This is a genomic window from Moraxella sp. CTOTU49803, from assembly GCF_032097965.1.
Taxonomy (GTDB): Bacteria; Pseudomonadota; Gammaproteobacteria; order Pseudomonadales; family Moraxellaceae; genus Faucicola; species Faucicola tetraodonis.
This window is the reverse complement of the sequence record NZ_DAMCJP010000004.1, coordinates 131312-153241: the sequence shown is the minus strand read 5'-3', so window position 1 is coordinate 153241 and position 21930 is coordinate 131312. Positions and strand designations below refer to the sequence as shown.

20 protein-coding genes are annotated in these 21930 nt (G+C 44.0%); 9 read left to right on the top strand and 11 right to left on the bottom strand.

Annotated elements, in window-relative coordinates; all coding sequences use genetic code 11:
• Positions 1-135 precede the first annotated feature (135 nt).
• Complete coding sequence (locus RT422_RS07030) at positions 136-1185, top strand: type IV pilus twitching motility protein PilT (RefSeq protein ID WP_050324737.1); 1050 nt, start codon at positions 136-138, stop codon at positions 1183-1185.
• 49 nt (positions 1186-1234) lie between these two features.
• On the top strand, positions 1235-2386 hold the full coding sequence (locus tag RT422_RS07025; RefSeq protein ID WP_099808389.1) for a PilT/PilU family type 4a pilus ATPase: 1152 nt from the start codon (positions 1235-1237) through the stop codon (positions 2384-2386).
• 70 nt (positions 2387-2456) lie between these two features.
• Here the strand turns inward: RT422_RS07025 and RT422_RS07020 are convergent, their stop codons facing one another.
• On the bottom strand, positions 2457-2981 hold the full coding sequence (locus RT422_RS07020; protein ID WP_076776328.1) for a GNAT family N-acetyltransferase: 525 nt from the start codon (positions 2979-2981) through the stop codon (positions 2457-2459).
• Positions 2982-3105: 124 nt separating this feature from the next.
• On the opposite strand from RT422_RS07020, the gene ribF reads away from it, so the two are divergent.
• From ribF to fkpB, 4 genes are all read left to right on the top strand, one after another.
• Positions 3106-4119: a riboflavin biosynthesis protein RibF gene (gene ribF, locus RT422_RS07015; RefSeq protein WP_313421762.1), complete on the top strand. Its 1014-nt coding sequence runs from the start codon at positions 3106-3108 to the stop codon at positions 4117-4119.
• A 366-nt stretch (positions 4120-4485) separates the two neighbouring features.
• Complete coding sequence (ileS, locus tag RT422_RS07010) at positions 4486-7875, top strand: isoleucine--tRNA ligase, N-acetyltransferase domain-containing (RefSeq protein ID WP_313421761.1); 3390 nt, start codon at positions 4486-4488, stop codon at positions 7873-7875.
• Positions 7868-8416 carry a signal peptidase II gene (gene lspA / locus RT422_RS07005; RefSeq protein ID WP_313421760.1) on the top strand — a complete coding sequence of 183 codons (549 nt, stop codon included), beginning with the start codon at positions 7868-7870 and terminating at the stop codon, positions 8414-8416. Before ileS ends, lspA begins: the two co-directional genes overlap by 8 nt.
• 23 nt (positions 8417-8439) lie before the next feature.
• Positions 8440-8934, top strand: coding sequence for an FKBP-type peptidyl-prolyl cis-trans isomerase (fkpB, locus tag RT422_RS07000; RefSeq protein WP_007117200.1), 495 nt, complete (start codon positions 8440-8442; stop codon positions 8932-8934).
• Between the two features lie 146 nt (positions 8935-9080).
• Here fkpB and RT422_RS06995 read toward each other — a convergent pair whose 3' ends face one another.
• The 7 genes from RT422_RS06995 to RT422_RS06965 form a co-directional block, all read right to left on the bottom strand.
• The gene (locus RT422_RS06995; RefSeq protein ID WP_313421758.1) at positions 9081-9719 is read right to left on the bottom strand and encodes a hypothetical protein; all 639 of its coding nucleotides are present in this window, start codon (positions 9717-9719) and stop codon (positions 9081-9083) included.
• 95 nt (positions 9720-9814) lie between these two features.
• Positions 9815-10447, bottom strand: coding sequence for a hypothetical protein (locus tag RT422_RS06990; protein ID WP_007117202.1), 633 nt, complete (start codon positions 10445-10447; stop codon positions 9815-9817).
• 206 nt (positions 10448-10653) lie between these two features.
• Entirely contained in the window at positions 10654-11400 is a 747-nt protein-coding gene (locus tag RT422_RS06985; RefSeq protein WP_282841333.1) for a phosphate/phosphite/phosphonate ABC transporter substrate-binding protein, read from the bottom strand.
• Positions 11400-11894 carry a PAS domain-containing protein gene (locus RT422_RS06980; protein ID WP_282841334.1) on the bottom strand — a complete coding sequence of 165 codons (495 nt, stop codon included), beginning with the start codon at positions 11892-11894 and terminating at the stop codon, positions 11400-11402. The genes RT422_RS06985 and RT422_RS06980 overlap by 1 nt, the downstream gene beginning before the upstream one ends.
• Positions 11895-11990: 96 nt before the next feature.
• Positions 11991-12353 carry a roadblock/LC7 domain-containing protein gene (locus tag RT422_RS06975; protein WP_007117205.1) on the bottom strand — a complete coding sequence of 121 codons (363 nt, stop codon included), beginning with the start codon at positions 12351-12353 and terminating at the stop codon, positions 11991-11993.
• A 413-nt stretch (positions 12354-12766) separates the two neighbouring features.
• A complete protein-coding gene (locus tag RT422_RS06970; RefSeq protein WP_313421757.1) occupies positions 12767-13645 on the bottom strand; it encodes a lysophospholipid acyltransferase family protein in 879 nt (292 codons plus the stop codon).
• 202 nt (positions 13646-13847) lie between these two features.
• Positions 13848-14846: a GNAT family N-acyltransferase gene (locus RT422_RS06965; protein ID WP_313421756.1), complete on the bottom strand. Its 999-nt coding sequence runs from the start codon at positions 14844-14846 to the stop codon at positions 13848-13850.
• A 411-nt stretch (positions 14847-15257) separates the two neighbouring features.
• Here RT422_RS06965 and hflX point away from each other — a divergent pair, with 411 nt between their 5' ends.
• From hflX to htpX, 3 genes are all read left to right on the top strand, one after another.
• Positions 15258-16625, top strand: coding sequence for a ribosome rescue GTPase HflX (hflX, locus tag RT422_RS06960; protein WP_313421754.1), 1368 nt, complete (start codon positions 15258-15260; stop codon positions 16623-16625).
• A 742-nt stretch (positions 16626-17367) separates the two neighbouring features.
• Positions 17368-18132 carry a lytic transglycosylase domain-containing protein gene (locus RT422_RS06955; protein ID WP_409520120.1) on the top strand — a complete coding sequence of 255 codons (765 nt, stop codon included), beginning with the start codon at positions 17368-17370 and terminating at the stop codon, positions 18130-18132.
• A 183-nt stretch (positions 18133-18315) separates the two neighbouring features.
• The gene (htpX, locus tag RT422_RS06950; RefSeq protein ID WP_312536405.1) at positions 18316-19206 is read left to right on the top strand and encodes a protease HtpX; all 891 of its coding nucleotides are present in this window, start codon (positions 18316-18318) and stop codon (positions 19204-19206) included.
• Between the two features lie 107 nt (positions 19207-19313).
• Here the strand turns inward: htpX and RT422_RS06945 are convergent, their stop codons facing one another.
• The 3 genes from RT422_RS06945 to RT422_RS06935 form a co-directional block, all read right to left on the bottom strand.
• Positions 19314-19577, bottom strand: coding sequence for a DUF2789 family protein (locus RT422_RS06945; protein WP_050324722.1), 264 nt, complete (start codon positions 19575-19577; stop codon positions 19314-19316).
• 309 nt (positions 19578-19886) lie between these two features.
• Positions 19887-20873, bottom strand: coding sequence for a malate dehydrogenase (locus RT422_RS06940; protein ID WP_007116966.1), 987 nt, complete (start codon positions 20871-20873; stop codon positions 19887-19889).
• A 227-nt stretch (positions 20874-21100) separates the two neighbouring features.
• Positions 21101-21892: a hypothetical protein gene (locus tag RT422_RS06935; protein WP_065253319.1), complete on the bottom strand. Its 792-nt coding sequence runs from the start codon at positions 21890-21892 to the stop codon at positions 21101-21103.
• Positions 21893-21930: the final 38 nt, after the last annotated feature.

The window sequence follows — 21930 nt, the reverse complement described above, 5'->3', positions numbered from 1 at the left end:
AGCTAAAATCAACAAAAAACTATGACCCCTAGTCAGTTTTTTCTGTTTTTTTTGTGGACGGATGATTATAGTATAACTATCTTTTTTTCCCGCGGTTTTTTTCTATTTTCTTGACCCACCTAAGGATTCGCTATCATGGCAAAGGAATTATCGATTGACGATTTATTGCGTTTTGCATTCAAAAATAAAGCCTCTGACTTACACATTTCAGCAGGCTTACCGCCGATGATTCGGGTAGATGGTGAAATTACCAAAATCAATATGCCGCCGCTTGATCACCAAAAAGTGCATAGTTTGATTTATGACATCATGAACGACAAACAACGTGCCGATTATGAAGAGTTTTTTGAAACCGATTTTTCTTTTGAAATTCCCCATGTGGCGCGCTTTCGTGTCAATGCCTTTAACCAAAACCGGGGCGCAGGTGCGGTATTTCGTACTATTCCATCTGAGGTATTGACGATGGAGCAGCTTGGTATGGGACCGATTTTTGAGAAAATCTCTAACTACAAACGCGGCGTGGTACTGGTCACAGGTCCAACAGGTTCGGGTAAGTCAACAACCCTTGCGGCGATGATTAACTATATCAATGAAACCCGTAAAGAACATATCTTAACCATCGAAGACCCGATTGAATTTGTGCATCAATCAAAAAAATCCCTCATCAACCAACGGGAAGTCCACCGTGATACCTTAAGCTTTGATGCTGCGCTGCGCTCTGCCCTACGTGAAGACCCCGATGTTATTCTTGTCGGTGAGATGCGTGACCTTGAGACCATCCGCTTGGCATTGACGGCTGCTGAAACAGGACACTTGGTATTTGGGACATTGCATACCTCATCTGCTGCCAAAACCATTGACCGTGTGGTCGACGTGTTCCCCGCCGCCGAAAAAGACATGATTCGAGCGATGTTATCTGAGTCGCTGCAAGCGGTTATCTCGCAGTCGCTACTCAAACGCCAAGCGGGTGGTCGTGTCGCCGCGCATGAAATTATGATTGGTACGCCTGCGATTCGTAACTTGATTCGTGAAAACAAAGTCGCCCAAATGTACTCTGCTATCCAAACCAGTGCAGGCGATGGTATGACCACACTCGATCAAAGCCTTCGCGAGTTGGTCAATAAGGGCGTGATTAGCAAAGAATCGGCGCGCCAATATGCCAAACAACCTGAAAATTTTATGTGATAACTGTTTGATAAAAACAATCTTATAAAACCAATGCGAGAGACGCGTTATGGATCTTGATAAATTACTGCAGCTAATGATACAAAAAAACGGCTCCGACCTTTTTATCACCGCCGATGCGCCCATATCAATGAAAGTCAATGGTACTATCGCGCCAGTTACCAAGTCAGCGCTGACCCCAGAGCAATCAATGACGCTGGTCAAAAGCGTGATGACGCCTGCTCAAAGCAAAGAGTTTGACGACACCCTAGAATGCCAGTTTGCCATTGTTGACAAAAACCAAACCGCCCGCTTTCGTGTTTCTGCCTTTGTCCAAAAAGACTGTGCGGGCATGGTGCTACGTAAAATTGAAACCAAAATCCCAACGGTAGAGCACCTCAATCTACCACCGATTTTGAATGAAATTGCCATGAAAAAACGCGGCATCGTGCTACTAGTCGGCGCGACAGGTACAGGTAAATCCACCACACTGGCAGCTATGATGGGGTATCGCAACGAAAATTCGCGCGGTCATATCATTACTATCGAAGACCCGATTGAATACCTGCATGAACATAAAGGCTGTATCATCACCCAACGCGAAGTTGGCATTGATACCAAGTCATTTGAAGCAGGATTAAAAAACGCCCTACGTCAAGCACCTGATGTGATTTTGATTGGCGAGATTCGTACCCGCGAAACCATGGATTATGCCATTCAATATGCTGAAACAGGACACTTGGTGTTTGCCACCCTACACGCCACCAATGCCAACCAAGCGCTTGAGCGTATTATTCACTTCTTTGAAGCAAAACATCACGAGCAGATTTTGATGGATTTATCATTGAACCTTCGAGCCATTGTGGCGCAGCAACTGATTGCTACCCCTGATGGCAAAGGTCGCCGCCCTGCGATTGAAATTTTGCTCAATTCGCAACTGATTGGTGATTACATCCGTAAAGGGGAAATCCACGAAATTAAGCCTGTCATGAAACGTTCCCGTGAAATTGGGATGCAAACCTTTGACCAAGCGTTGTTTGATTTGTATGAAAATGGCGACATCACTTACCGCGATGCCATCCAACACGCTGATTCACCCAACGATTTACGCCTACTTATTAAGCTAGAGAGTAAATCGGCCAATAAAACCGAGGAAAGCGAGCTGGAGCTCTCACTGCAATCTGATGATAATAGCGCAGCCAATGACAACGCAATATCCTAATAATACGTAATCGTCTGCTAGTAACAATAATTTTGTAACACAAACAAGGCTCAACATGCGCCTTGTTTATCTAAGCTACACTTTTTCCCAAAATCACCACATCAGCAATAAATCCGTTCATATCACAAACTTGCTTAAACTTGCCCCATGGCTCAAATCCTAGCTTACCAAACATCGCAAGGCTTGGTGTATTATGGGCAAAAATCAGCGCAACAATTTGCTGTACCCCACAACTTGGCGCAACTTCGATTAGATAATTGACCAACGCCTTGCCCACGCCTTGCCCCTTGGCTTCCTGTGCCACATAGATACTGATTTCAGTACTGATATGATAGGCAGGACGCGCGTATAAATCAGATAAACTGCCCCAACCGATGATTTCACCTAAGCTATTTTCGGAGCGAGTTTGGGCAACCACCAACGGACGATTGCCTGTATGAGCGTCAAACCACGCTTGCCTATCTGCCACGCTCACAGGCTGTAAATCCGCTGTGGCTTGCTTACCTGCGATACTTTGGTTATAAATTTCAACGATGCGCGGTAAATCATCAATCGCAGCTAGGCGAATACTAAGGTTGTGATGCGCTGCAGACATAGCGACTCCAAAATTGAACTAAAAATGCGGCTAAAATTTGCCGAAAAATCTTATTAGCGCGTATGTTAACAACATTTTTACTTTATAATAAGCGATTTCATAAAATTGATAGTTTGCGATGCCTATGAACGTGATTGACTTATCTGACTGGCTAAAAAATCCAACCCTATTACCTGATTCGGTACTGACGATTGGTAATTTTGATGGGGTACATTTGGGTCACCAAGCGATGCTGGATAAAGCCAAATCTTTGGCAAAATGTCAGCAACTTGCCAGCATGGTGATGATATTTGAACCACAGCCGCGTGAGTTTTTTAGCCCGCAAACCGCCCCTGCAAGGCTCACCAATTTGGCAGAAAAAACCCAATTGATTGCTGAACATCGTATTGATAGCTTGATTGTGGCAAATTTTGATAATGACTTTCGGAATTTATCGGCACACGATTTTGCCAAAATGTTGGTCGAATTAAACGTAAAGCATTTGGTATTGGGCGATGATTTTCGCTTTGGGCATGACCGTACTGGCGATAGTGAGTTTTTGCGTGCGTTTGGCTTGCCTGTACAAATTTTACATACCGTGACCGACCATGCGCATCAAGATGAGCGTGTCAGCTCAACCCGCATTCGAGACTGTTTGCAACAAGGGGACTTGGCAACCGCAAAGCATCTGCTAGGGCGAGATTATGCGATTACTGGCATGGTGGAACATGGCGATAAAATCGGTCGCACACTTGATTTTCCCACCGCCAATATTGCCCTAAACCGCATCAAGCCTGCCCTGCATGGGATTTTTGCGGTATCGGTGACCGCTACCGATGGCACGGATTTATCAACACTGGGGAAAAATAGTCAGACAGGCGTGCAAGGACTCACCCCAGGCAGTTTGTTTGGCGCTTGCAATGTGGGTACTCGCCCTGCACTAAAAAATAAGTATGGGGTAGAATGGCGACTGGAAGTCAATTTTCCAAAGTTTGACGGGGATTTGTACGGCAGAGAACTGACGGTAACGTTTTTGCATTTTTTACATGGGGAAAAAAATTATGCTGGGCTTGACGCATTAAAACAAGGCATTGCCCAAGACGTGGTGGATTTACTTGACTGGCGCGAGCAGCAAGCTTTTGCGAAATCAATCCCTTAATGACTTTGGCGTGTCAGTCTCCACCATGCTGCCGCCAAGCAACATATTAGGCTTACCCGAGCTAGCCAAATTCACTGAGTCGGTAGGGTTAAAAATAACTTACATACACTTCCTTATACCCTGCGCTGCCATTTGCCATTAACAGTAGGTAGGGCAACCCTTGCAGGCTGGCGGAAAATTGTATTCTTCAGCAACTATCTTTAGCGTTTATAGCTACTTGGTGAGTGAGATTTTTTTATGACAAACTTACCAAAATCAAGCATGAGATAAGCCAAACCACGCTTTGTCAATCTGCCAATTTTAACATATAATACCCTGTTATCAATTTTTTACCTTTTGCACTTTTTATAGAATACCGAGAGTTACATGACCGACAACACTGACAATCAGTCAATCGACTATAAAGACACCCTAAACCTTGCCGATACCGTATTTCCCATGCGTGGCGACCTTGCCAAACGCGAACCTAAATGGCTAGAACAATGGTTTGCCGACGATGTGTATGCCCAAATTCGTCGCGCTCGTCAAGGTCGTGAAAAGTATGTATTGCATGATGGCCCACCCTATGCCAACGGTCAGATTCACTTGGGTCACGTGGTGAATAAAGTGCTTAAAGACATGATTGTCAAATACAAGACGCTTGACGGTTATGACGCGCCGTATGTGCCGGGTTGGGATTGTCATGGATTGCCGATTGAGCAAAAAGTGGAAGGCATTATCGGTAAAGTGGGTCAACCCCATAAAGACAAAAGCAAAAACGGTGCCATCGTGACGTCAACCGAATTTCGCGGCGCTTGCCGTGACTATGCCAAAAGCCAAATTGACTTGCAAATGGTCGACTTTAAACGCTTGGGCGTACTGGGTGACTGGGAAAATCCTTATCTGACCATGAACTTCAAGCAAGAAGCTGATACCGTCCGTGCATTGGCAGAAATCTACAAAAACGGTCATATCACTCGCGGTATGAAGCCGGTGAATTGGTGCTTGGATTGTGGTTCGGCACTCGCAGAAGCGGAAGTGGAATATGAAGATAAAAAATCCGATGCGATTTATGTCGGTTTTGATGTCGTCAACCGTGAGGCATTAGCGGCGACTAAAGCGGTTGATGGCGCTTTGCAGGCGGTGATTTGGACCACCACGCCTTGGACGTTGCCTGCCAATCAGGCGATTACCGCAAGCTCTGAGCTAGAGTACTCCGTGGTAAAAGTCACGTTTAATAAACAAGCCTTTGCTATTCCTACTACCCTTGATACGCCCAATTATTTACTTCGCCGTTTAACCAAAGACGATAAAACCGCTTTACAGGCAAGTGCATCTGACCCTTTGATTTGGGAAATGTTGCCGGAAAAACGCCACGAACCTACCGTATTTGAGCCGTATTTCAAAAAAGCCCTTGAGCAAAAAGCCTTTGCGATTGTCGATAAAAAAACCAATAACATTATTGGCACAACCCGTTTTTACGATGATAATATTGAAGAAAATTCGATTGCAATTGGCTATACCTTTTTGACCCGTGAGTATTGGGGATCAGGGGCAAATGCTGAAATTAAATCGGCGATGCTAAGTCACGCCCAACCGCAGCGAGAAACGATTTGGTTTCATGTTGCCCCCGATAATCAGCGTTCGGCTAAAGCGTTAGAAAAAATTGGCGCAACTTATCAAAAAACCGCTGACAACGGTTTGGGCGAGCGCTTGTTTTATCAAATGGCAGGCGAAAAACCACAGCCGAGAATCAGCCATTTGATTGTCGCTTATAATTTAGTTGCGCATTTAATGAGTGTGTTTAACGCCAAAGAATACAGTGTGTTGGCGACCGTGAAAGGCGATGCATTAACTGTACTTAAAGCCCAGCATCCACTGATTGCCGAGCGCCAAGTGCCAATCATTACAGGCGACCACGTGACGGCAGATAGCGGTACGGGTTTGGTACACACTGCGCCCGCGCACGGCGTCGATGACTATATGGTCGGACAAAAATTTCACTTGCCTACCGAAAACCCAGTCGCAGGTAATGGCGTGTATTTGCCTGAAGCCAAAGTTTTTGTCGGCGAGCATATTTATAAAGCCCAACCAAAAATTATCGAAACGCTCAAAACCAGTGGGCATTTGCTCAAGCATGACGTGATTACTCACAGCTATCCGCATTGCTGGCGACACAAAACGCCGATTATTTTCCGTTCAACGCCACAATGGTTTATCAACATGGAAAGCCAAGGTCTGCGTGAACAGGCGTTGACCGATATTCCAAAAGTGGTATGGACACCCAGTTGGGGACAAAATCGTATCGAATCGATGATGCATGGTCGCCCAGATTGGTGTATCAGCCGCCAACGTACTTGGGGCGTGCCGATTGCCTTTTTCATCCACAAAGACACGGGCGATTTGCACCCAAATACGGCTGAGCTGATGGAAAAAGTCGCGCAAGTGATTGAGCAAGGTGGTGTGGAAGCGTGGTTTGATGCCGCGGCTGAAGACTTTATTGGAGATGATGCTAAAGAGTACCAAAAATCGACCGATACGCTAGACGTGTGGTTTGACTCAGGGTCGACCAATTTTGCCGTGCTTGCCAATCGTCCTGACTTAGCCAATCCTGCGGATTTATACCTTGAAGGCTCTGACCAACATCGGGGTTGGTTCCAATCGTCGCTTTTGGTGAGTGAAGCGATTTATGGTCGTCCACCGTACAAGCAAGTGTTGACGCACGGGTTTACTGTAGATGCCAAAGGCTATAAATTATCAAAATCCAAAGGCAATACCAAAGGCTTTGAGCCGCAAGAACTTGCCAATAAATATGGTATTGATATCGTGCGTCTATGGGTCGGCTCAAGTGATTACCGTTACGAGATGGCGGTATCGACTGAAGGCTTTGCGCGCACCACGGATATGTATCGCCGTATTCGTAACACCATTCGTTTTTTACTGGCGAATACAGACGACTTTGACCCAGCCACCGACATGGTGGATGCTAGCAATTTGGTCAGCCTTGATAAGTACATTTTAAAACGCGCTGAAGCAGTACAAGCTGACATTCGCCAATCTTATACCAACATGGATTTTCACCAAGTGTGTCAAGCGGTGGTGGGTTTTTGTTCACAAGATTTGGGCGGTTTTTATTTAGACATCATCAAAGACCGTCAATACACCACCAAAGCCAATGGTAAAGCGCGCCGCTCAGCACAAACCGCGATTTATCATATTGCCCATGCGTTACTGCGCTGGATTGCACCGATTTTGTCATTCACCGCACAAGAAGCGTGGGAAATCTTAAAAGGTCCCCATACAAGCAATGGTAATGGCTATATCTTTACCGAAGAGTGGTATGAATTCCCACCAGTGGTATTGGATGACGTGAGCGAGTCGGATTGGCAAGCGATTTTGAATGTCAAAGAAACCGTCAACAAAGCCTATGAAATTGCGCGCACCGATAAAGTGATTAACGCCAATTTATCGGCCAATGTCACCGTGTATGCACCAGATACTACCATGGTGTCACTCAATCGATTAGGCGATGAACTCAAATTTGTGTTGATTTCAAGCCAAGCCAATGTAGCGGCATTAACCAACCAACCAAGCGATGTGACCTATAGCGACGAAGACAGCCAAGTTGCGGTAGTGGTCAAGCCTGCCACGGGTGAAAAATGTATCCGCTGTTGGCACATTCGCGAGGACATCGGCATCAATCCTGCCCATCCAGAAATCTGTGGTCGCTGCGTCGAGAATGTCGAAGGTCAAGGCGAGGTGCGTCATTATGCCTAACACCCAGGCAACGACTGCTGCCACTCATTCATCCACTACCCTACCCATCAACGGCAATAAAGCCATGATGTGGTATGGTATTGCGGTTTTGGCAATAATTGTCGACCAACTCACCAAGTTGTACTTTGAGCACAACTACCAGCTGCACCAAACCACGGCGATTATTGAGCCGATTTTTAACTTTACCCTTGCCCACAACCATGGCGCGGCGTTTAGTTTTTTGGCAGATAAAGGCGGCTGGCAAAAATGGCTATTTAGCGGCTTGGCACTGGCTGTTTCCTTTGGTATCATGGCGTATCTACGCAAAATACCCCAACAAGCCAAATTATTGGCGTTGGGCTTGTCATTGGTGCTGGCGGGCGCTTTGGGCAATTTGATTGATCGGGTACGCTTGGGCTATGTGATTGACTTCTTGCATGTGCACTATGGCAATGCGTGGCATTTCCCGATTTTTAATATAGCTGATGTGGCGATTAATATTGGCGTTGTGTTGATTTTAATCGATGCGTTTTTATTAGAGTTCAAACGTAACACCCTTTAATTTTTAGATGGATGAAGAACCGCATGAATCATGACATTATTACGCCAAATGAACAAACCCGCATCACTCAAGACTCAACCGTTGATTTGCATTTTGAGGTCAGCTTAGAAAATGGCACCGTCATCGACTCAACCTTTGAGCGTGGCGAACCTGTTCGCTTGGTGGTGGGTGATGGCAGTCTGCTTGAAGGGTTTGAGAAGGTACTTATCAACTTGACAGCGGGTGATACGCGCACCGCATCGCTGTCGCCTGACGAAGCATTTGGTCAATGGAACCCTGATAACGTACAGACTTTTAGTCATGCGCAGTTTGCCGTGACGGGCAATTTGCCTGAAGTCGGCACCATGATGGAATTTGAAGATAAAGGCAAAACCACGCTCGTGGGTGTGGTCAGTGACGTCACTGAAGATGCCATCAAAGTGGATTTTAACCATCCATTGGCGGGTCAAAATATACTGTTTAAAGTACAGATTTTTAGAGTGACGCCAAAAGACAGTAAAGGTATCACACTAAGCTGATATTTAACTGGCATTAAACTGACCTTAAGCTGAATGGAAGCTTTCAATAAAAAACCCCTGACAATAAAAAAACCGCTGATTAACTCTCAGCGGTTTTTTATTGTCTATCAATTAACCGTTTGGGTATCATCGTCTGCCGCATCACTTTATTTAGCGTCTGATTGTTCTGCCAGTGTTGCACGCTGCTCAAACCGTTCGCCCGTCGCTTTAATACCCCACACCAATTCCACAAAAGCGCGGTTATTGATGAGCGGCTCATCTTCGATAATCAAGAAATAGCCCGTTTTGTTGATCCATAAAAACACAATACTGGTATTGGGCATCAACATATCAATACTGGTAAAAAATGATACCCCATATCCATGTACCGCCCAACCGCGCTGCTGTTGGCGTTCTAAAAAGCCATAAAAATCAGCGGCGGCTACCGATAGCGTATCTGCTTGTTGCTGGGTAAAGCCCATTTTTGCTAGACAAAAGCCTTCATCTGATGCAATTACGACACGGCGACTACCCGATAGGCTCGCTGCTACATATTTTAAGAAATTATCCAGCTGCACGTGCGGAGCGACCACCCGCTTTTCAAGGGTCTCAATCCAACCTTCTTCGATAAACATATCTAGCCAAGTGTCACTATAACGCTCACCCCATTCCCGTGCCGTCATACTTTGTTCAGGGGCGAGCACCGCTTGCAAGGCTAGTTGCTGCTCTGAGGGATTGGCACTTGAAAAACTATGCAACACCCCGGCAGGCGTTAAAATTACATAGGTGTCGTTTTGTTCTGGCATGCTGCTTTCCTTAAATTTTGATAGACGGCAAAGGTCATGTTGTCAATCACTGTGATAGGCTTGGTAAATTCAAAAGCTAATTCATTTGGCTATAATTAAGCGGCTTGCTTAGCAAAATATTCTTTGGTTTCAAGCCATTTGTCATTAAAATCCCATTTGTTTTTTGACATTTCCCACCAAACCATACTAAATGCCAATCGGTCATGACAAACAACACAATGGTTAAAGAACTCTTCCTCGATTTCGGCAATTTGCTCGGCTTGGTCTTCTGGATCGTCTTCTTCTTCCATGATATCTAATAGCGAAGCAATCGTCATTTGTGCCACTACTTTTGAGTCATCAGTGGACACACGTAGTTGGTGTTGATAAGTGTTCATTGAAGGCGATACCAATACGCTCCAGCGTGTGGCAAGATGGCTTACTTTAAACACATACTCACCATGATTGATGCATTGGTCAAACCCTTGTAGTAGTGTTGGCGTTAGTTTTTCTCTGACTTGGTTGAGGATACGGTCACCAAAATAGGGCACGTCAAACCAACAACCATAAAACATATCAGCTAACGCACCTTGCAACGGCTCTTTTTCATCAAGCTCCATCGCTGCCATGATGCGGCTGGTATGGATATCCATGTTCATCGGTTGGTCAATCACTTGGCGACTATAGAGACGAAAATTAAGCCAATGTTTTTGAAATTTTCTACGATTACGATTCGACAATGAATACATGCTGATTCCTCAAAAAATTAGCCTAATTATATAAAAAGTTATGTGACAAGGGTGAGGTATTAGTGACTGACGCTGTGAAAAATCCACGCATTTCTCCCCTACTATACTATTAAACCCGATTGCAATCAAAACGCTTCAGCATAAAAAAAGCGCAACTTCATCTAAACATGAATTGCGCTATTGGGCAAGATGACAAGCTTGACCGATTAATCCAATAAGGTATCCATTAAATCAATCATAAACTCGCCGTCTTCTTGGGTCATCGGCTCAAAACCGTCGCTCATCCCCAGTTCTTGTAAGACTTGTTTGCCTTCGGCTGTGTCTTTTAAGCTTAATAAGGCATCGATAAATGGCTCACTGTCGGCAAAACTCTCTTTAACCAGTACCACATGGCTGATATCGCTCAAATCACTTTCAACCAATACCTGCATCTGCGATAAAGTCAAGCGTGACAAGCTATGATAAACTTCTGATAAAAAGAATGCCGCATCGGCTTCGCCTTTAATCAAATTACGCGCAGCGGCTTGGTAAGTCTCGGTAACTTTCCAAGTAATGTCAGCTTCTAACAAATCCACGGCTTCTAGCAGACGAAGCCCAATCAATTTGACATCACGGTTGTCTGCCATGGCAATGGTGCAGCCTGCTTTTAAATCATCAAGTGCTACAATGCTGCTATCGGCTTTTGCAGCAATCACCATTTCATCAGATTTGCCCAGTGGACGAGCCACGGCGCGATAACCCTGCTCCCGAATCATTGCCGCTGCATCGAAGGGATTGGCATAGATAATATCCACGTTTTGCGCTTGGATTAAGTCGTTTTGTTCATGCGCAGACGCGGGTGTCAGTAAGTGAATGTGAATGCCGGATTCTTTTTGTAGCAGTGTATTGAGCATATGCCACCCGGCAAAACGCTCAGGCGCGAAGTCAGGCGCAATGAGTAGATTAATTGTCATTAGGCTTGCTCCTCTAGCATTTTGCGATACAGTGCTTCAGCTTGCGCGATTTTGCTGCGTGATGGTTTGCGTCGTACCGAGGTATAGCCAACCGTTTCACCATGGCGGATATTGGGCACAGCTGTCGCATACACCCAGTAGTAACTACCATCTTTGCACAAGTTTTTGACATAGCCATGCCATTTTTTGCCTGCCTCGACTGTTTGCCACAAGTCTTTAAAGGCAGCTTTTGGCATTTGTGGGTGTCGCAAAATATGATGCGGCGCGCCAATTAATTCATCACGGCTATAGCCACTGATATCCACAAAGGCATCATTGGCGTGGGTAATAATGCCATCTAAATCCACGCGTGAAACGATAAGTTTGCCATCGGGGTAAGGTAGCTCGTTTTCGGTGGTATAAACGACACGACTTAAGCCATCTGAGTAAGTCAGACAATGCGCTGTGGCATCGCCAGCAGGTTTGTCCATATCGGGTAATTGTACAGATTTCATTACCTCTCCTTATAAATTTTTGATGGATAAATTTTTGATTGAGTCACGGTTGCGAATATTAGTGAAAGGCTGACAAAGTTAAACTATTTGTAAGTTTTAGATAAGTTTTGATAAGGCTTCAGCCGCACGCTTCATATCCAAGAACACTAGACCCAATTTGGCATTTGGTTTGGTCAAAATGGTCAATACTGCTTCTGTACCCGATGCCGACATAATCACATAGCCTTTTTCGCCTTGTACCATGACGCGCTCGATACTGCCACGCGCGAGTTCTCGACCTGCACGGTCACCGAGTGATAGTAGCGCCGCTGACATCGCACCGACACGGTCTTCATCAATGCCCGCTGGCAATGCTGACGCAATCATCAAACCATCGGTCGAAATCAACGCCGAGGCTTCTACATCAGCTGAAGAGCTGTTTAGGTCGTTTAAGATTTGTTGAAACATATCGGTACGCATATCAAGAACCTTTTTAGTAAACAAAATTAGGGGTTAGTGGGCAAATTTAGTGGGCAAAATAAAAATAAACTTGCACCTATGCAATCCGTATTAAAATCATTCTTAATTATGGCTGGCATCGTGCAAAAATAATAGGGCAAAAATAAGAGGGAAATGTTGTTAAGTGAGGGGCTGATTAAGCGGCGCTCATCGGTGGTTTATGGAGGTTAACGGTTCAACCCCTGTATCCAAACTATTGAGTATCAAATAACGTTTTGTTGGGTAGTATGATAACATAATTTAATAAAATTTTTACATTTTATTACAATACAAAGAGACTGAAAAATTTTAGTGAGCGTATGTGATATTCATATAATAAAAAAAAGCCAAGGCGATGACAGCTTGGCTTTTACAGTTAACAATGACCGTAACGATTAAGGCTTTTTAGCGTGAAGCACTTGTTGGTGCAAACGCGCCAGTCCATCAACCATGCGCTGCTGCAAGATAGCGGTAATTTCATTTCGGGTTTTACCCGCAGGGTCAATGGCTGGTAACGGCAACACATACGCTTTGGCAGGGCGGTTATCAAGGACACGTTTGACGCTATCTATCAAGCCAATATCGCCATAATACGGAATGTTTTGGTCAAGTTCGCCATCTTGGTTGACATAGCAAATCACAATCGGTTGGATGAGCACTTGGCTGTCCATCGCAGACTGCAACAAGTTGCCATAAATACGTTTAATCGCTGTGCCGTCTGTGGTCGTCGCTTCTGGGAAGAAAACCACAGGTGAGCCTTGTGATAAAAACTCACTCATTTGCTCACTGATTTTGCTGGTATCGCCCGAACCGCGCTTGATAAATAAGGTATTGGCGGTGGACGCCATCCATCCAATCACCGGCCAATGCGCGATTTCAGCTTTAGACAAAAAGAAAGTCGGTACAATACTACCCACCACAGGGATATCGAGCCAAGAGATATGGTTGCTTGCCCATAGCGCGTGATGTGTCGGTATTGGCTCAAGTGCAGTCACCTCAATGCCTAACGATTTGAGCGATTTTTTACAGAATTTTTGAATCAATTGGATGATTTGCTGATTATCGGGATTTGGTGTGCGGCTAATTTGCCAAGCATAGCCGATACCTGTTTGAATCGCAGCCATTAAGCTCACAACGCGCTTGCTGCGTTGCCACTGGGTCGCCAAATTCTTTTTACTATAGGTAGCAGGTTGTCGCAGTTGTTTTGCCGTTTCGCTTAGTAGGTTGTTAATCGTCAGCACAGATGGGGCGAGGTTAGAGTCAGATTTTTGCATAAGGTAAGTATGTGAGTGAAAAATTGTGGATGTAGTATAGCAAATTATTAGGCACACGGCTTACTAGGTCTGTTTGAGTTTTAGCAATAACCCAATAGCAATCCCTAAGTAACAATTATTAAGTATCAATCACTCAATAACAGTAACCAAACCCGGTTTATCTTGGTTAAGATTATCACCTTTGCCTTTATCAATAAACAAGTTAGTGCAAATAGTGCTGATAGCGCGGTTTGACTTGTTCAAACGGCAACCAAACAAACACATCGGCACAATCAAACTCAGGATCATAACAAGCCGCTGCGCCAAGACTACAGCCCATTTTGACATACATTTTTAACAGCGCTGGCAAAGCGAAATTTTGCGGATTCGCCAAGTCCACATCAGCCACTTGCGCCAAGTCGATAGCGGATAATTTGTCTTCTGGCAATTTACGGGTCACTTTGACATCTAACTTGGTACTATCAAGCTGATGATCTAACCAGTTTTGCACATTGCCCTCTTCCATCGGAACTGAGGCACAGCCCATAAACGCATTGACATTGTAAGCTTTGGCGACTGCCGCGATGGATTCCCACAAATGATTAATTGTGGTAATACCTCGGTAATCTGGGTGCACACAAGTGCGACCGATTTCTAGCACATTATACGGGTAATCATCGAGCAAGCGACCCAGTCTAAACTCATGCTCGCTATAAAACTGCCCAGCTTTTATCGCGCCGTTTTTATCCAATAATCGGGTGGTTGCCACCGCGAGTGGCTGCCCAAAGCTATCTTGCTTGGTTTCGTCATACACCACCACATGGGTGCAATAATTATCAAAATCATCCCGATCTAGCGGCTGCTCTGAGCTTGGATGAAATCCCGCAAAACTTACTGAAAACGCTTGGGTAAAGGTCAAAGTGCGTAGGCGCTGGGCATTGAGCAAATGCTGCTCGGTTTGTAGCGAAAACTTATCCTCGCTCACGTTAATAATCACTGACTTAAATAACGGGCGATGACGCGCGCTTGGGCGGCTAATCGTTGGCTTGACCAGCGGGGCTAGCGTCTCTACCACTGCTATATCAGCAAAATTATGTGCCAGTAACTGCGCAACAAACTGGGTATTAAAAAGACTATCAACAGGATAAGTGGCGATATCTTCGTATAATTTGGCGCCGTTATTTTTTTCTAGAAAATTAGCTTGTTCTACAAAATCAGTCATCTTACGGTTACCTAGGGTGGTTTTTGCTATGGCATTGGCCAGCTGCTGAGCGAAAAATGCCTTAGCTTGTCATTGACTCATTGTCAAAGCTACAAAGCCCCCATCATCTAATTGGATGGTTAGTCAGTCTGGATGAATTCAGTATGCGTGACACCCGTGTCGTTTCAATGACGTTTTCATGGCAAAACCATGACCAAACCTTCGCCTTTACCCCCGTTTTAAGTTACTAATTGTAAATTTGACTAAAAGTTCTGCAAAAAAACCTTATATTGATAGACATAATCCCTCTATCGTGTTTAGCGCTTTTCTAACGCGGCTGTCGATTATTTAAGCGAATGTTTAACTTAATAGACTTAAATAGTACACTTATAAATAGACACATTTTTACACTCACAACGAAAGGATAAATCATTGGAGTATTTTGAGCGTTATGAAGGTGGTGAAAAAGCCATCTTAGTCCATTTAAACATTACCCATCTCAATGACCCAGACGACTTGGAAGAATTTGAATTGCTGGTGGATTCGGCAGGGGCGCAAAAACAAGCCTTGGTCACAGGTACGCGGTCTAAGCCTGACGCCAAATACTTTGTGGGTACGGGTAAAGCTGAAGAAATCAGGGAACTTGTTAAACAATACGAGGCAGATATTGTTATTTTTAACCATAGTTTGACCCCATCGCAGGAACGTAATATTGAGCGCTTGGTGCAGTGCCGTGTGCTTGATAGAACGGGTCTTATCTTGGATATTTTTGCCCAGCGTGCTCGAACCTACGAAGGTAAACTGCAAGTTGAGCTTGCTCAGCTCAATCACTTAGCGACTCGCTTGGTACGCGGCTGGACGCACTTGGAGCGCCAAAAAGGCGGTATTGGTCTGCGCGGCCCAGGTGAAACCCAGCTTGAAACCGATAGACGCTTGTTACAGGTGCGTGTCGGGCAGCTCAAAACCAAGCTTGATAAGGTCAAACAAACCCGCGCACAGGGTCGTGCCAAACGCCAAAAATCCTCGGTGCCGACAATTTCATTGGTTGGTTATACCAATGCGGGTAAATCCACCTTGTTTAATACCCTCACCAATGAAAACATCTATGCCGCCAATCAGCTATTTGCGACGCTTGACCCAACGCTACGGAGTGTGTCGTGGTCGGGTGTGGGTAAGGTGGTACTTGTCGACACGGTCGGTTTTGTTCGTCATTTGCCGCATGAGCTAGTGGAAGCCTTCCATGCCACGCTAGAAGAAACCTTAGAGGCAGATTTGTTGCTGCATGTCATTGATAGTCACCGTGAAGACATGCATGAGCAAATCGCGGCGGTACAATCCGTGTTAGCGGAAATTGACAATCAAGTGCCTGTGCTAAATGTGTTTAATAAAATTGATCTCACAGGTGAGCCGCCGCATATCGGTTATAGTGATAAAGCCAAGCCCAATCGGGTGTATGTCTCTGCCCATGAGGGGTTAGGTATCGAGCAACTCACCCTTGCCGTGCAGCAACTATTGGTGGGTCAATTACAGCGGTTTGAATTAACCTTACCCGCCAATTTTGGACAATTGCAACACGAACTGCATAAGTTAGAAGTGATTGAAGACCTCAGCTATGATGAAACGGGTCAAACCAAACTGACTGCCACGATGTCGGTGGACAAGCTTAAGCAGTTGTTGGGTGAATTTGGTATCGCACCTGAGGAAGTATTGTCGCAAGCACAAGCCAAACTGCTTACGCCAGTGCTTGAGCCATTTGAACAATTGCTACAGCAGCCATTGGATACCGCCGACGAGACATAACTTGGTAGCTATTTAACAATATAACAATAGTAGACCTGCATCAATCTTAAGTCGGTGCAGGTTTTTTTGGTTTAATAAACGACCTTACGACTCGATAAAATAAGCTGATGGGCTATGCGTTAATTAAATCTTAAAAATATATTCAACACTTTGTCATTTTTTTGTCATGTAGCAAATGGGCTGTGAGATTTTTTTCGGTTTTATTGGTGTTTATTTTGTTTTATTTGTTATAAATATCAATTATTTAGGTCATTTTCCCCAATTTATGTGGATAACCATGTGGATAACTTATGACTTGACAACAATAAACCGCATATCACTATAGGCTATCTCTAAATTGGTTATTTTTTAACCAATTATTTTCTTCATATAAATCAAATATTTATGGTTTTTTGCAAAGTGCAAGCAAAAAATTTTACTTTTTTTTTAGATTTTGGCCTTGCAAATTTGACAGTTAATTTGGCTAAAAATTCCAACTCATATATTGTTGAGTCCATGGCATGAAACCCAACAGGTTGACAAGTTTTTTGGCCATTTTTCCTCTTTTTCCCCCTTATCTGATTTTTTGTAAACTTTAACCAGTTTTTGATAGATTTATGGTATATTTCCTGCCAATTCTTTTATAATAATGTTATCAAATGTCATTGAAACATAACGACTTTTATCTTTTTATGTCGTTGTGAAACGTTACGCTGACCTCTAAGTTTGAAATATTGTCAAAAAATCTAACATAGGTATATTTATGGTATTGTTTGTAAAGAAACCTCGCCTACCTTATTGGCTAGCGGCTTCTCTATTGTCATTGGGCAGTTTGGCAAATATGCATGCAGCGAACGCTGGCAATATGTATGTGTTTAAAGACAGCAATGGTCAGGTGCTGTTGACCAATGTAGTCAGCAACAACCGCCCTGCAGGGAATAACTTCCAAAATTTTACCAAAAAAGTCAAAGTGACTTATTACGCGGATACCAATGTGCATAGTTATAGCAATTGGGGCGCCAATGAAGCTGCAGTACCTGCCAGTGCGCGTGGCAACAAAAATAGCTACGATAGCATGATTTTGGCTTCGGCGCTGCGTCATGGGGTCGACCCTGCATTGATGAAAGCCATGATGCATACTGAATCAGGTTTTAATCCCAATGCGCGCTCACCTGTTGGGGCACAGGGGTTAATGCAATTAATGCCCGCGACGGCTAGGCGGTTTGGTGTGTATAATGCTTGGAACCCTGCGGAGAACATCGAGGGCGCAGCCAAATATTTGAAATTTTTACAAAGCCGTTTTGGTAATATCCAGCATGTGATAGCGAGCTACAATGCGGGTGAAGGCAACGTCATAAAGTATGGCGGTATTCCCCCCTTTCGTGAAACTCGTGACTATGTACAACGTGTGTTAAGCCGTTACAACAATCTATATCGTAATGACCCCAATCTGCGCTCTAGTACTAGCAGCAATGGCTTTCAAAATGTTAGCTATAATTCATCAAACTCTTATACGATTGTCCGCTAACAACCATGTCTATAAGCTGAAAACCAGATCCCCAAAGCTAGTGTGATACTGGCTTTTTTATGTTACAAATTTATGCCACTTTTCCCTTTAATTTGTTGCATTAAACGCTATTATACTAAATATCATCGTCAACTTATTGTTGATAAGTATATTTAATCGTTTGATTGTCTTTAGGAAACCGTCATGTTACGAATTGGCTTATTTCTTTTAACTAACCTAGCGGTGATGGTGGTGTTTGGTATCGTCATGAACGTCATCGCGCCAATGCTAGGGTTCAATTTGGGTGGCACAGGCACCACTAGCCTGCTGGTGATGTGTTTCATCTACGGTATGATAGGGTCTTTTGTATCGCTGTTGATGTCAAAATGGCTCGCCAAACGCTCTACAGGTACGCAAGTTATTGAACAGCCTGCTACCCAGTTGGAAGTTTGGCTGGTCGAAACGGTTCGCCGTTTGGCGCAAAACGTCAATATTGATATGCCAGAAGTGGGTATCTTTGATAATCCATCACCCAATGCCTTTGCCACAGGTTGGAATAAAAACAAAGCTTTGGTTGCGGTATCGACTGGGCTACTACAATCGATGAACCAAGAAGAAGTCGAAGCAGTACTTGCCCATGAAATTGGTCACGTTGCCAATGGTGATATGGTGACCTTAGCGCTTGTTCAAGGGGTGGTTAACAGCTTTGTGATGTTCTTTGCGCGCATTGTGGGGCTATTTGTAGATCAGGCAGTATTTAAAAATGACAGCAATTCACCTGGCATGGGTTATTACATTACCAGTATGGTGTTAGATATTGTGTTTGGTATTGCTGCACAAGCGGTTGTCATGTGGTTCTCTCGTTACCGTGAATACCGTGCGGATGAAGCAGGCGCACGTTTGGCGGGTAAATACAACATGATTGCTGCCTTAGAAGCGTTAAAGCCTGCCAGCCAGCATCCTGACTATATGCCACAAGGCATGAAAGCCTTTGCGATTAATGAAGGTAAAGGGGGATTTAGTTTTGCCCAGTTATTTGCCAGCCACCCCTCCCTTGATGACCGTATTGCCCATTTACAAAAATTGGCTCCCTAATTATTTTGACCACTTGTTTTAACAAGGTAAAAAACCCAATCAGTGATTGGGTTTTTTAGTTAGTTTGTAATACATTTAGAAAATACCTTTGACAGTATTAAAATGACTTATTTAGCCAGTTTTTGTGCATCCATGGCATCTTTGTGTAGACGGGTGTTGAGCTCATCGATGATTTCAATCCAACCTGCATCTGCACGGTATTCGTCTTTTAAAAATTTACGTTGGTTGTCGCTCCAAAAAGGTGCATCGCTCAGCTGGACTGATTGCGCCAGTTGATTTTCTTGAATAAATTGTTCAACCGCAGCATCATCGCCATCCATACCCATTTGTTCAAACAACATATTAATGTTTCTTTCGCCATCTGTCATCATTGTGGTTCTCCTAGTACTGTTAAAAGTATCAACGTTTAGTATCAACGTTTAAAAGTATCAATATTTATTTTAATGTCATTATTTTGTAGCACTCATTTTATTGAAAAATTATCAAAAAGTGCCACAGGTTATTTATATCGTCAGACCATTCTAATAATATATTAGTCTAATACTATCTAAATAGTCACTTCAGTGTAGCCAAAATTGGGTAAAAAAAATGTGATTTGATTGTATAGTGTGGTTATTTCATGTAAAAAAACCAGCCTAATGAGACTGGTTTTTTTATCAAGTTAAAAGATTGTAACCTAATTAGTTAGGAAGTAAGTGGCTTACTGCATCACGCTCTTCAGCCAATTCAGTTTCGGTGGCTTTCATTTTTTCTTGTGAGAAAGCCGATGAAACATCTAGCCCTTCAACAATTTTCCAATCGCCATTTTGGCAAGTACATGGGAATGAATAGATAAGACCTTTTTGGATACCGTATTCACCATTTGAGTAAACACCCATAGATACCCAATCATTCTCGTCAGTGCCTAGTGCCCATGAACGAATGTGCGCAATCGCAGCATTTGCAGCAGATGCCGCTGATGAGGCACCACGTGCTTTAATGATGGCAGCACCACGCTGTTGTACGTTAGGGATATAAGTACCTTCGTACCAATCACGTTGTACTTGCTCTAGGGCAGGTTGACCTTTTACCGTAGTGAAAGTCAAATCTGGGTACTGGGTTGAAGAGTGGTTACCCCAAATGATCATTTTTTTGATGTCATTCACGGTGGTTTCAGTTTCTTCAGCCAGTTGCGCCATACCACGGTTGTGGTCAAGACGTGTCATCGCTGTAAAGTTACGTGGGTCTAGGTCTGGGGCATTGCGCTGTGCGATTAAGGCATTGGTGTTAGCTGGATTGCCCACAACCAATACTTTGACATTACGGCTAGCGTTGTCATTTAACGCTTTACCTTGTGCAGAGAAGATGGCGGCGTTAGCTTCGAGCAAATCTTTACGCTCCATGCCAGGACCACGAGGACGGGCACCCACAAGTAGTGCATAGTCCGCATCTTTGAACGCAACATTAGCGTCGTCAGTTTGTACGACGCCCGCTAGCAATGGGAATGCACAATCTTCAAGTTCCATTACCACACCTTTTAAAGCTTCTAAGGCCGGCGTGATTTCTAATAATTGTAAAATGACAGGTTGGTCTTTACCTAACATATCACCCGATGCGATACGAAATAATAATGAATAACTGATTTGACCAGCAGCACCAGTCACCGCAACACGAACAGGCTGTTTCATTGAAAGCTCCTATTATGATAAGTACAAGATCCTTTGCAAAAGCAAGGCAGTGAAAAAAGCAGAAAAAATTGTCTAAAAAAGCCTGCCTAGTTTATCACTTGTCACCATCAAAGACCATAAATTTATGGGGTCAATTGTCGGGTGAGCTTGACAATTATGGGTTCAAGACCATCAAACACCAAGATACAAAATGCTTAAACCTAAGCAAAAATTGATACCGCCATCCCTCAATAATTACCATCAATCAAAAATTGACTGGGACAGGTATAAGAGCGTGTGGCACATTGGGCAAAACGTCCGTTGTTGTCGTAGCACACGTTAAGATAGGTCAGTACGGATTGACCTGCACTATTTTTTTGACAGAAAAAATTAAACGAGTTTGGCTTCATGCCGGGGTTTAAAGATAACAATTGGCGGCTAAAACCACTGGACGCGAATCGATAACTGCGACCGCTACTGAGTTCTTTTGGGAGTTTTAATTGACTGGCAAGCGAGTTAATGGTACGAAAATAATTAGGGGTACTTAGGCCACTACAGCGGCCATACTGCTGCCAGATATTTTTGCGAATATTACCATCTGGAATGACTTTTGAGGTGATCTTTTCTTGCAGTGGCGACATGCTGTAACGGCTATTACTACAAGACTGGTTCGCCACCCGATAAAAATTCACCGTCATCGGGTTGCCTTCGATACATTGGCGAAGATTACCCATGTATGGGTTGAGCTTGCAGACAGCAGGGGATAATTCCACCCCTAAAACACTGTCGGCATGGGCAGCTGGGGTTGCTATAGTACCCATCACCGCCAAGCAGCCAAGTAGTAAGTAGCCAAGTGACAAATAGCCGCTAAACTTTGCCCTTTTTTGATGACTTGAGTTGATAACTAAACTAGCTAAATTTGCCGCCGCCTTATCATCTTTAAACTGTAATGGAAACTGTAACGATGCCCATTTCACGGCGTGTGATGCCGCGTGCAAGTTGGTAAAATCGAGTAACGTTTTTAGACAAGATGACAGCATAACAATTAAACCAAATAGTTGGTGATTAAAAACAAGCA

What these genes read in the sequence shown, in the direction of transcription:
- RT422_RS07030 (WP_050324737.1), top strand. Translation starts at nt 136, where the DNA reads ATGGCAAAGGAATTATCGATTGACGATTTATTGCGTTTTGCATTCAAA.
- RT422_RS07025 (WP_099808389.1), top strand. Translation starts at nt 1,235, where the DNA reads ATGGATCTTGATAAATTACTGCAGCTAATGATACAAAAAAACGGCTCC.
- RT422_RS07020 (WP_076776328.1), bottom strand. Translation starts at nt 2,981, where the DNA reads ATGTCTGCAGCGCATCACAACCTTAGTATTCGCCTAGCTGCGATTGAT.
- ribF (WP_313421762.1), top strand. Translation starts at nt 3,106, where the DNA reads ATGAACGTGATTGACTTATCTGACTGGCTAAAAAATCCAACCCTATTA.
- ileS (WP_313421761.1), top strand. Translation starts at nt 4,486, where the DNA reads ATGACCGACAACACTGACAATCAGTCAATCGACTATAAAGACACCCTA.
- lspA (WP_313421760.1), top strand. Translation starts at nt 7,868, where the DNA reads ATGCCTAACACCCAGGCAACGACTGCTGCCACTCATTCATCCACTACC.
- fkpB (WP_007117200.1), top strand. Translation starts at nt 8,440, where the DNA reads ATGAATCATGACATTATTACGCCAAATGAACAAACCCGCATCACTCAA.
- RT422_RS06995 (WP_313421758.1), bottom strand. Translation starts at nt 9,719, where the DNA reads ATGCCAGAACAAAACGACACCTATGTAATTTTAACGCCTGCCGGGGTG.
- RT422_RS06990 (WP_007117202.1), bottom strand. Translation starts at nt 10,447, where the DNA reads ATGTATTCATTGTCGAATCGTAATCGTAGAAAATTTCAAAAACATTGG.
- RT422_RS06985 (WP_282841333.1), bottom strand. Translation starts at nt 11,400, where the DNA reads ATGACAATTAATCTACTCATTGCGCCTGACTTCGCGCCTGAGCGTTTT.
- RT422_RS06980 (WP_282841334.1), bottom strand. Translation starts at nt 11,894, where the DNA reads ATGAAATCTGTACAATTACCCGATATGGACAAACCTGCTGGCGATGCC.
- RT422_RS06975 (WP_007117205.1), bottom strand. Translation starts at nt 12,353, where the DNA reads ATGCGTACCGATATGTTTCAACAAATCTTAAACGACCTAAACAGCTCT.
- RT422_RS06970 (WP_313421757.1), bottom strand. Translation starts at nt 13,645, where the DNA reads ATGCAAAAATCTGACTCTAACCTCGCCCCATCTGTGCTGACGATTAAC.
- RT422_RS06965 (WP_313421756.1), bottom strand. Translation starts at nt 14,846, where the DNA reads ATGACTGATTTTGTAGAACAAGCTAATTTTCTAGAAAAAAATAACGGC.
- RT422_RS06955 (WP_409520120.1), top strand. Translation starts at nt 17,368, where the DNA reads ATGGTATTGTTTGTAAAGAAACCTCGCCTACCTTATTGGCTAGCGGCT.
- htpX (WP_312536405.1), top strand. Translation starts at nt 18,316, where the DNA reads ATGTTACGAATTGGCTTATTTCTTTTAACTAACCTAGCGGTGATGGTG.
- RT422_RS06945 (WP_050324722.1), bottom strand. Translation starts at nt 19,577, where the DNA reads ATGATGACAGATGGCGAAAGAAACATTAATATGTTGTTTGAACAAATG.
- RT422_RS06940 (WP_007116966.1), bottom strand. Translation starts at nt 20,873, where the DNA reads ATGAAACAGCCTGTTCGTGTTGCGGTGACTGGTGCTGCTGGTCAAATC.
- RT422_RS06935 (WP_065253319.1), bottom strand. Translation starts at nt 21,892, where the DNA reads ATGCTGTCATCTTGTCTAAAAACGTTACTCGATTTTACCAACTTGCAC.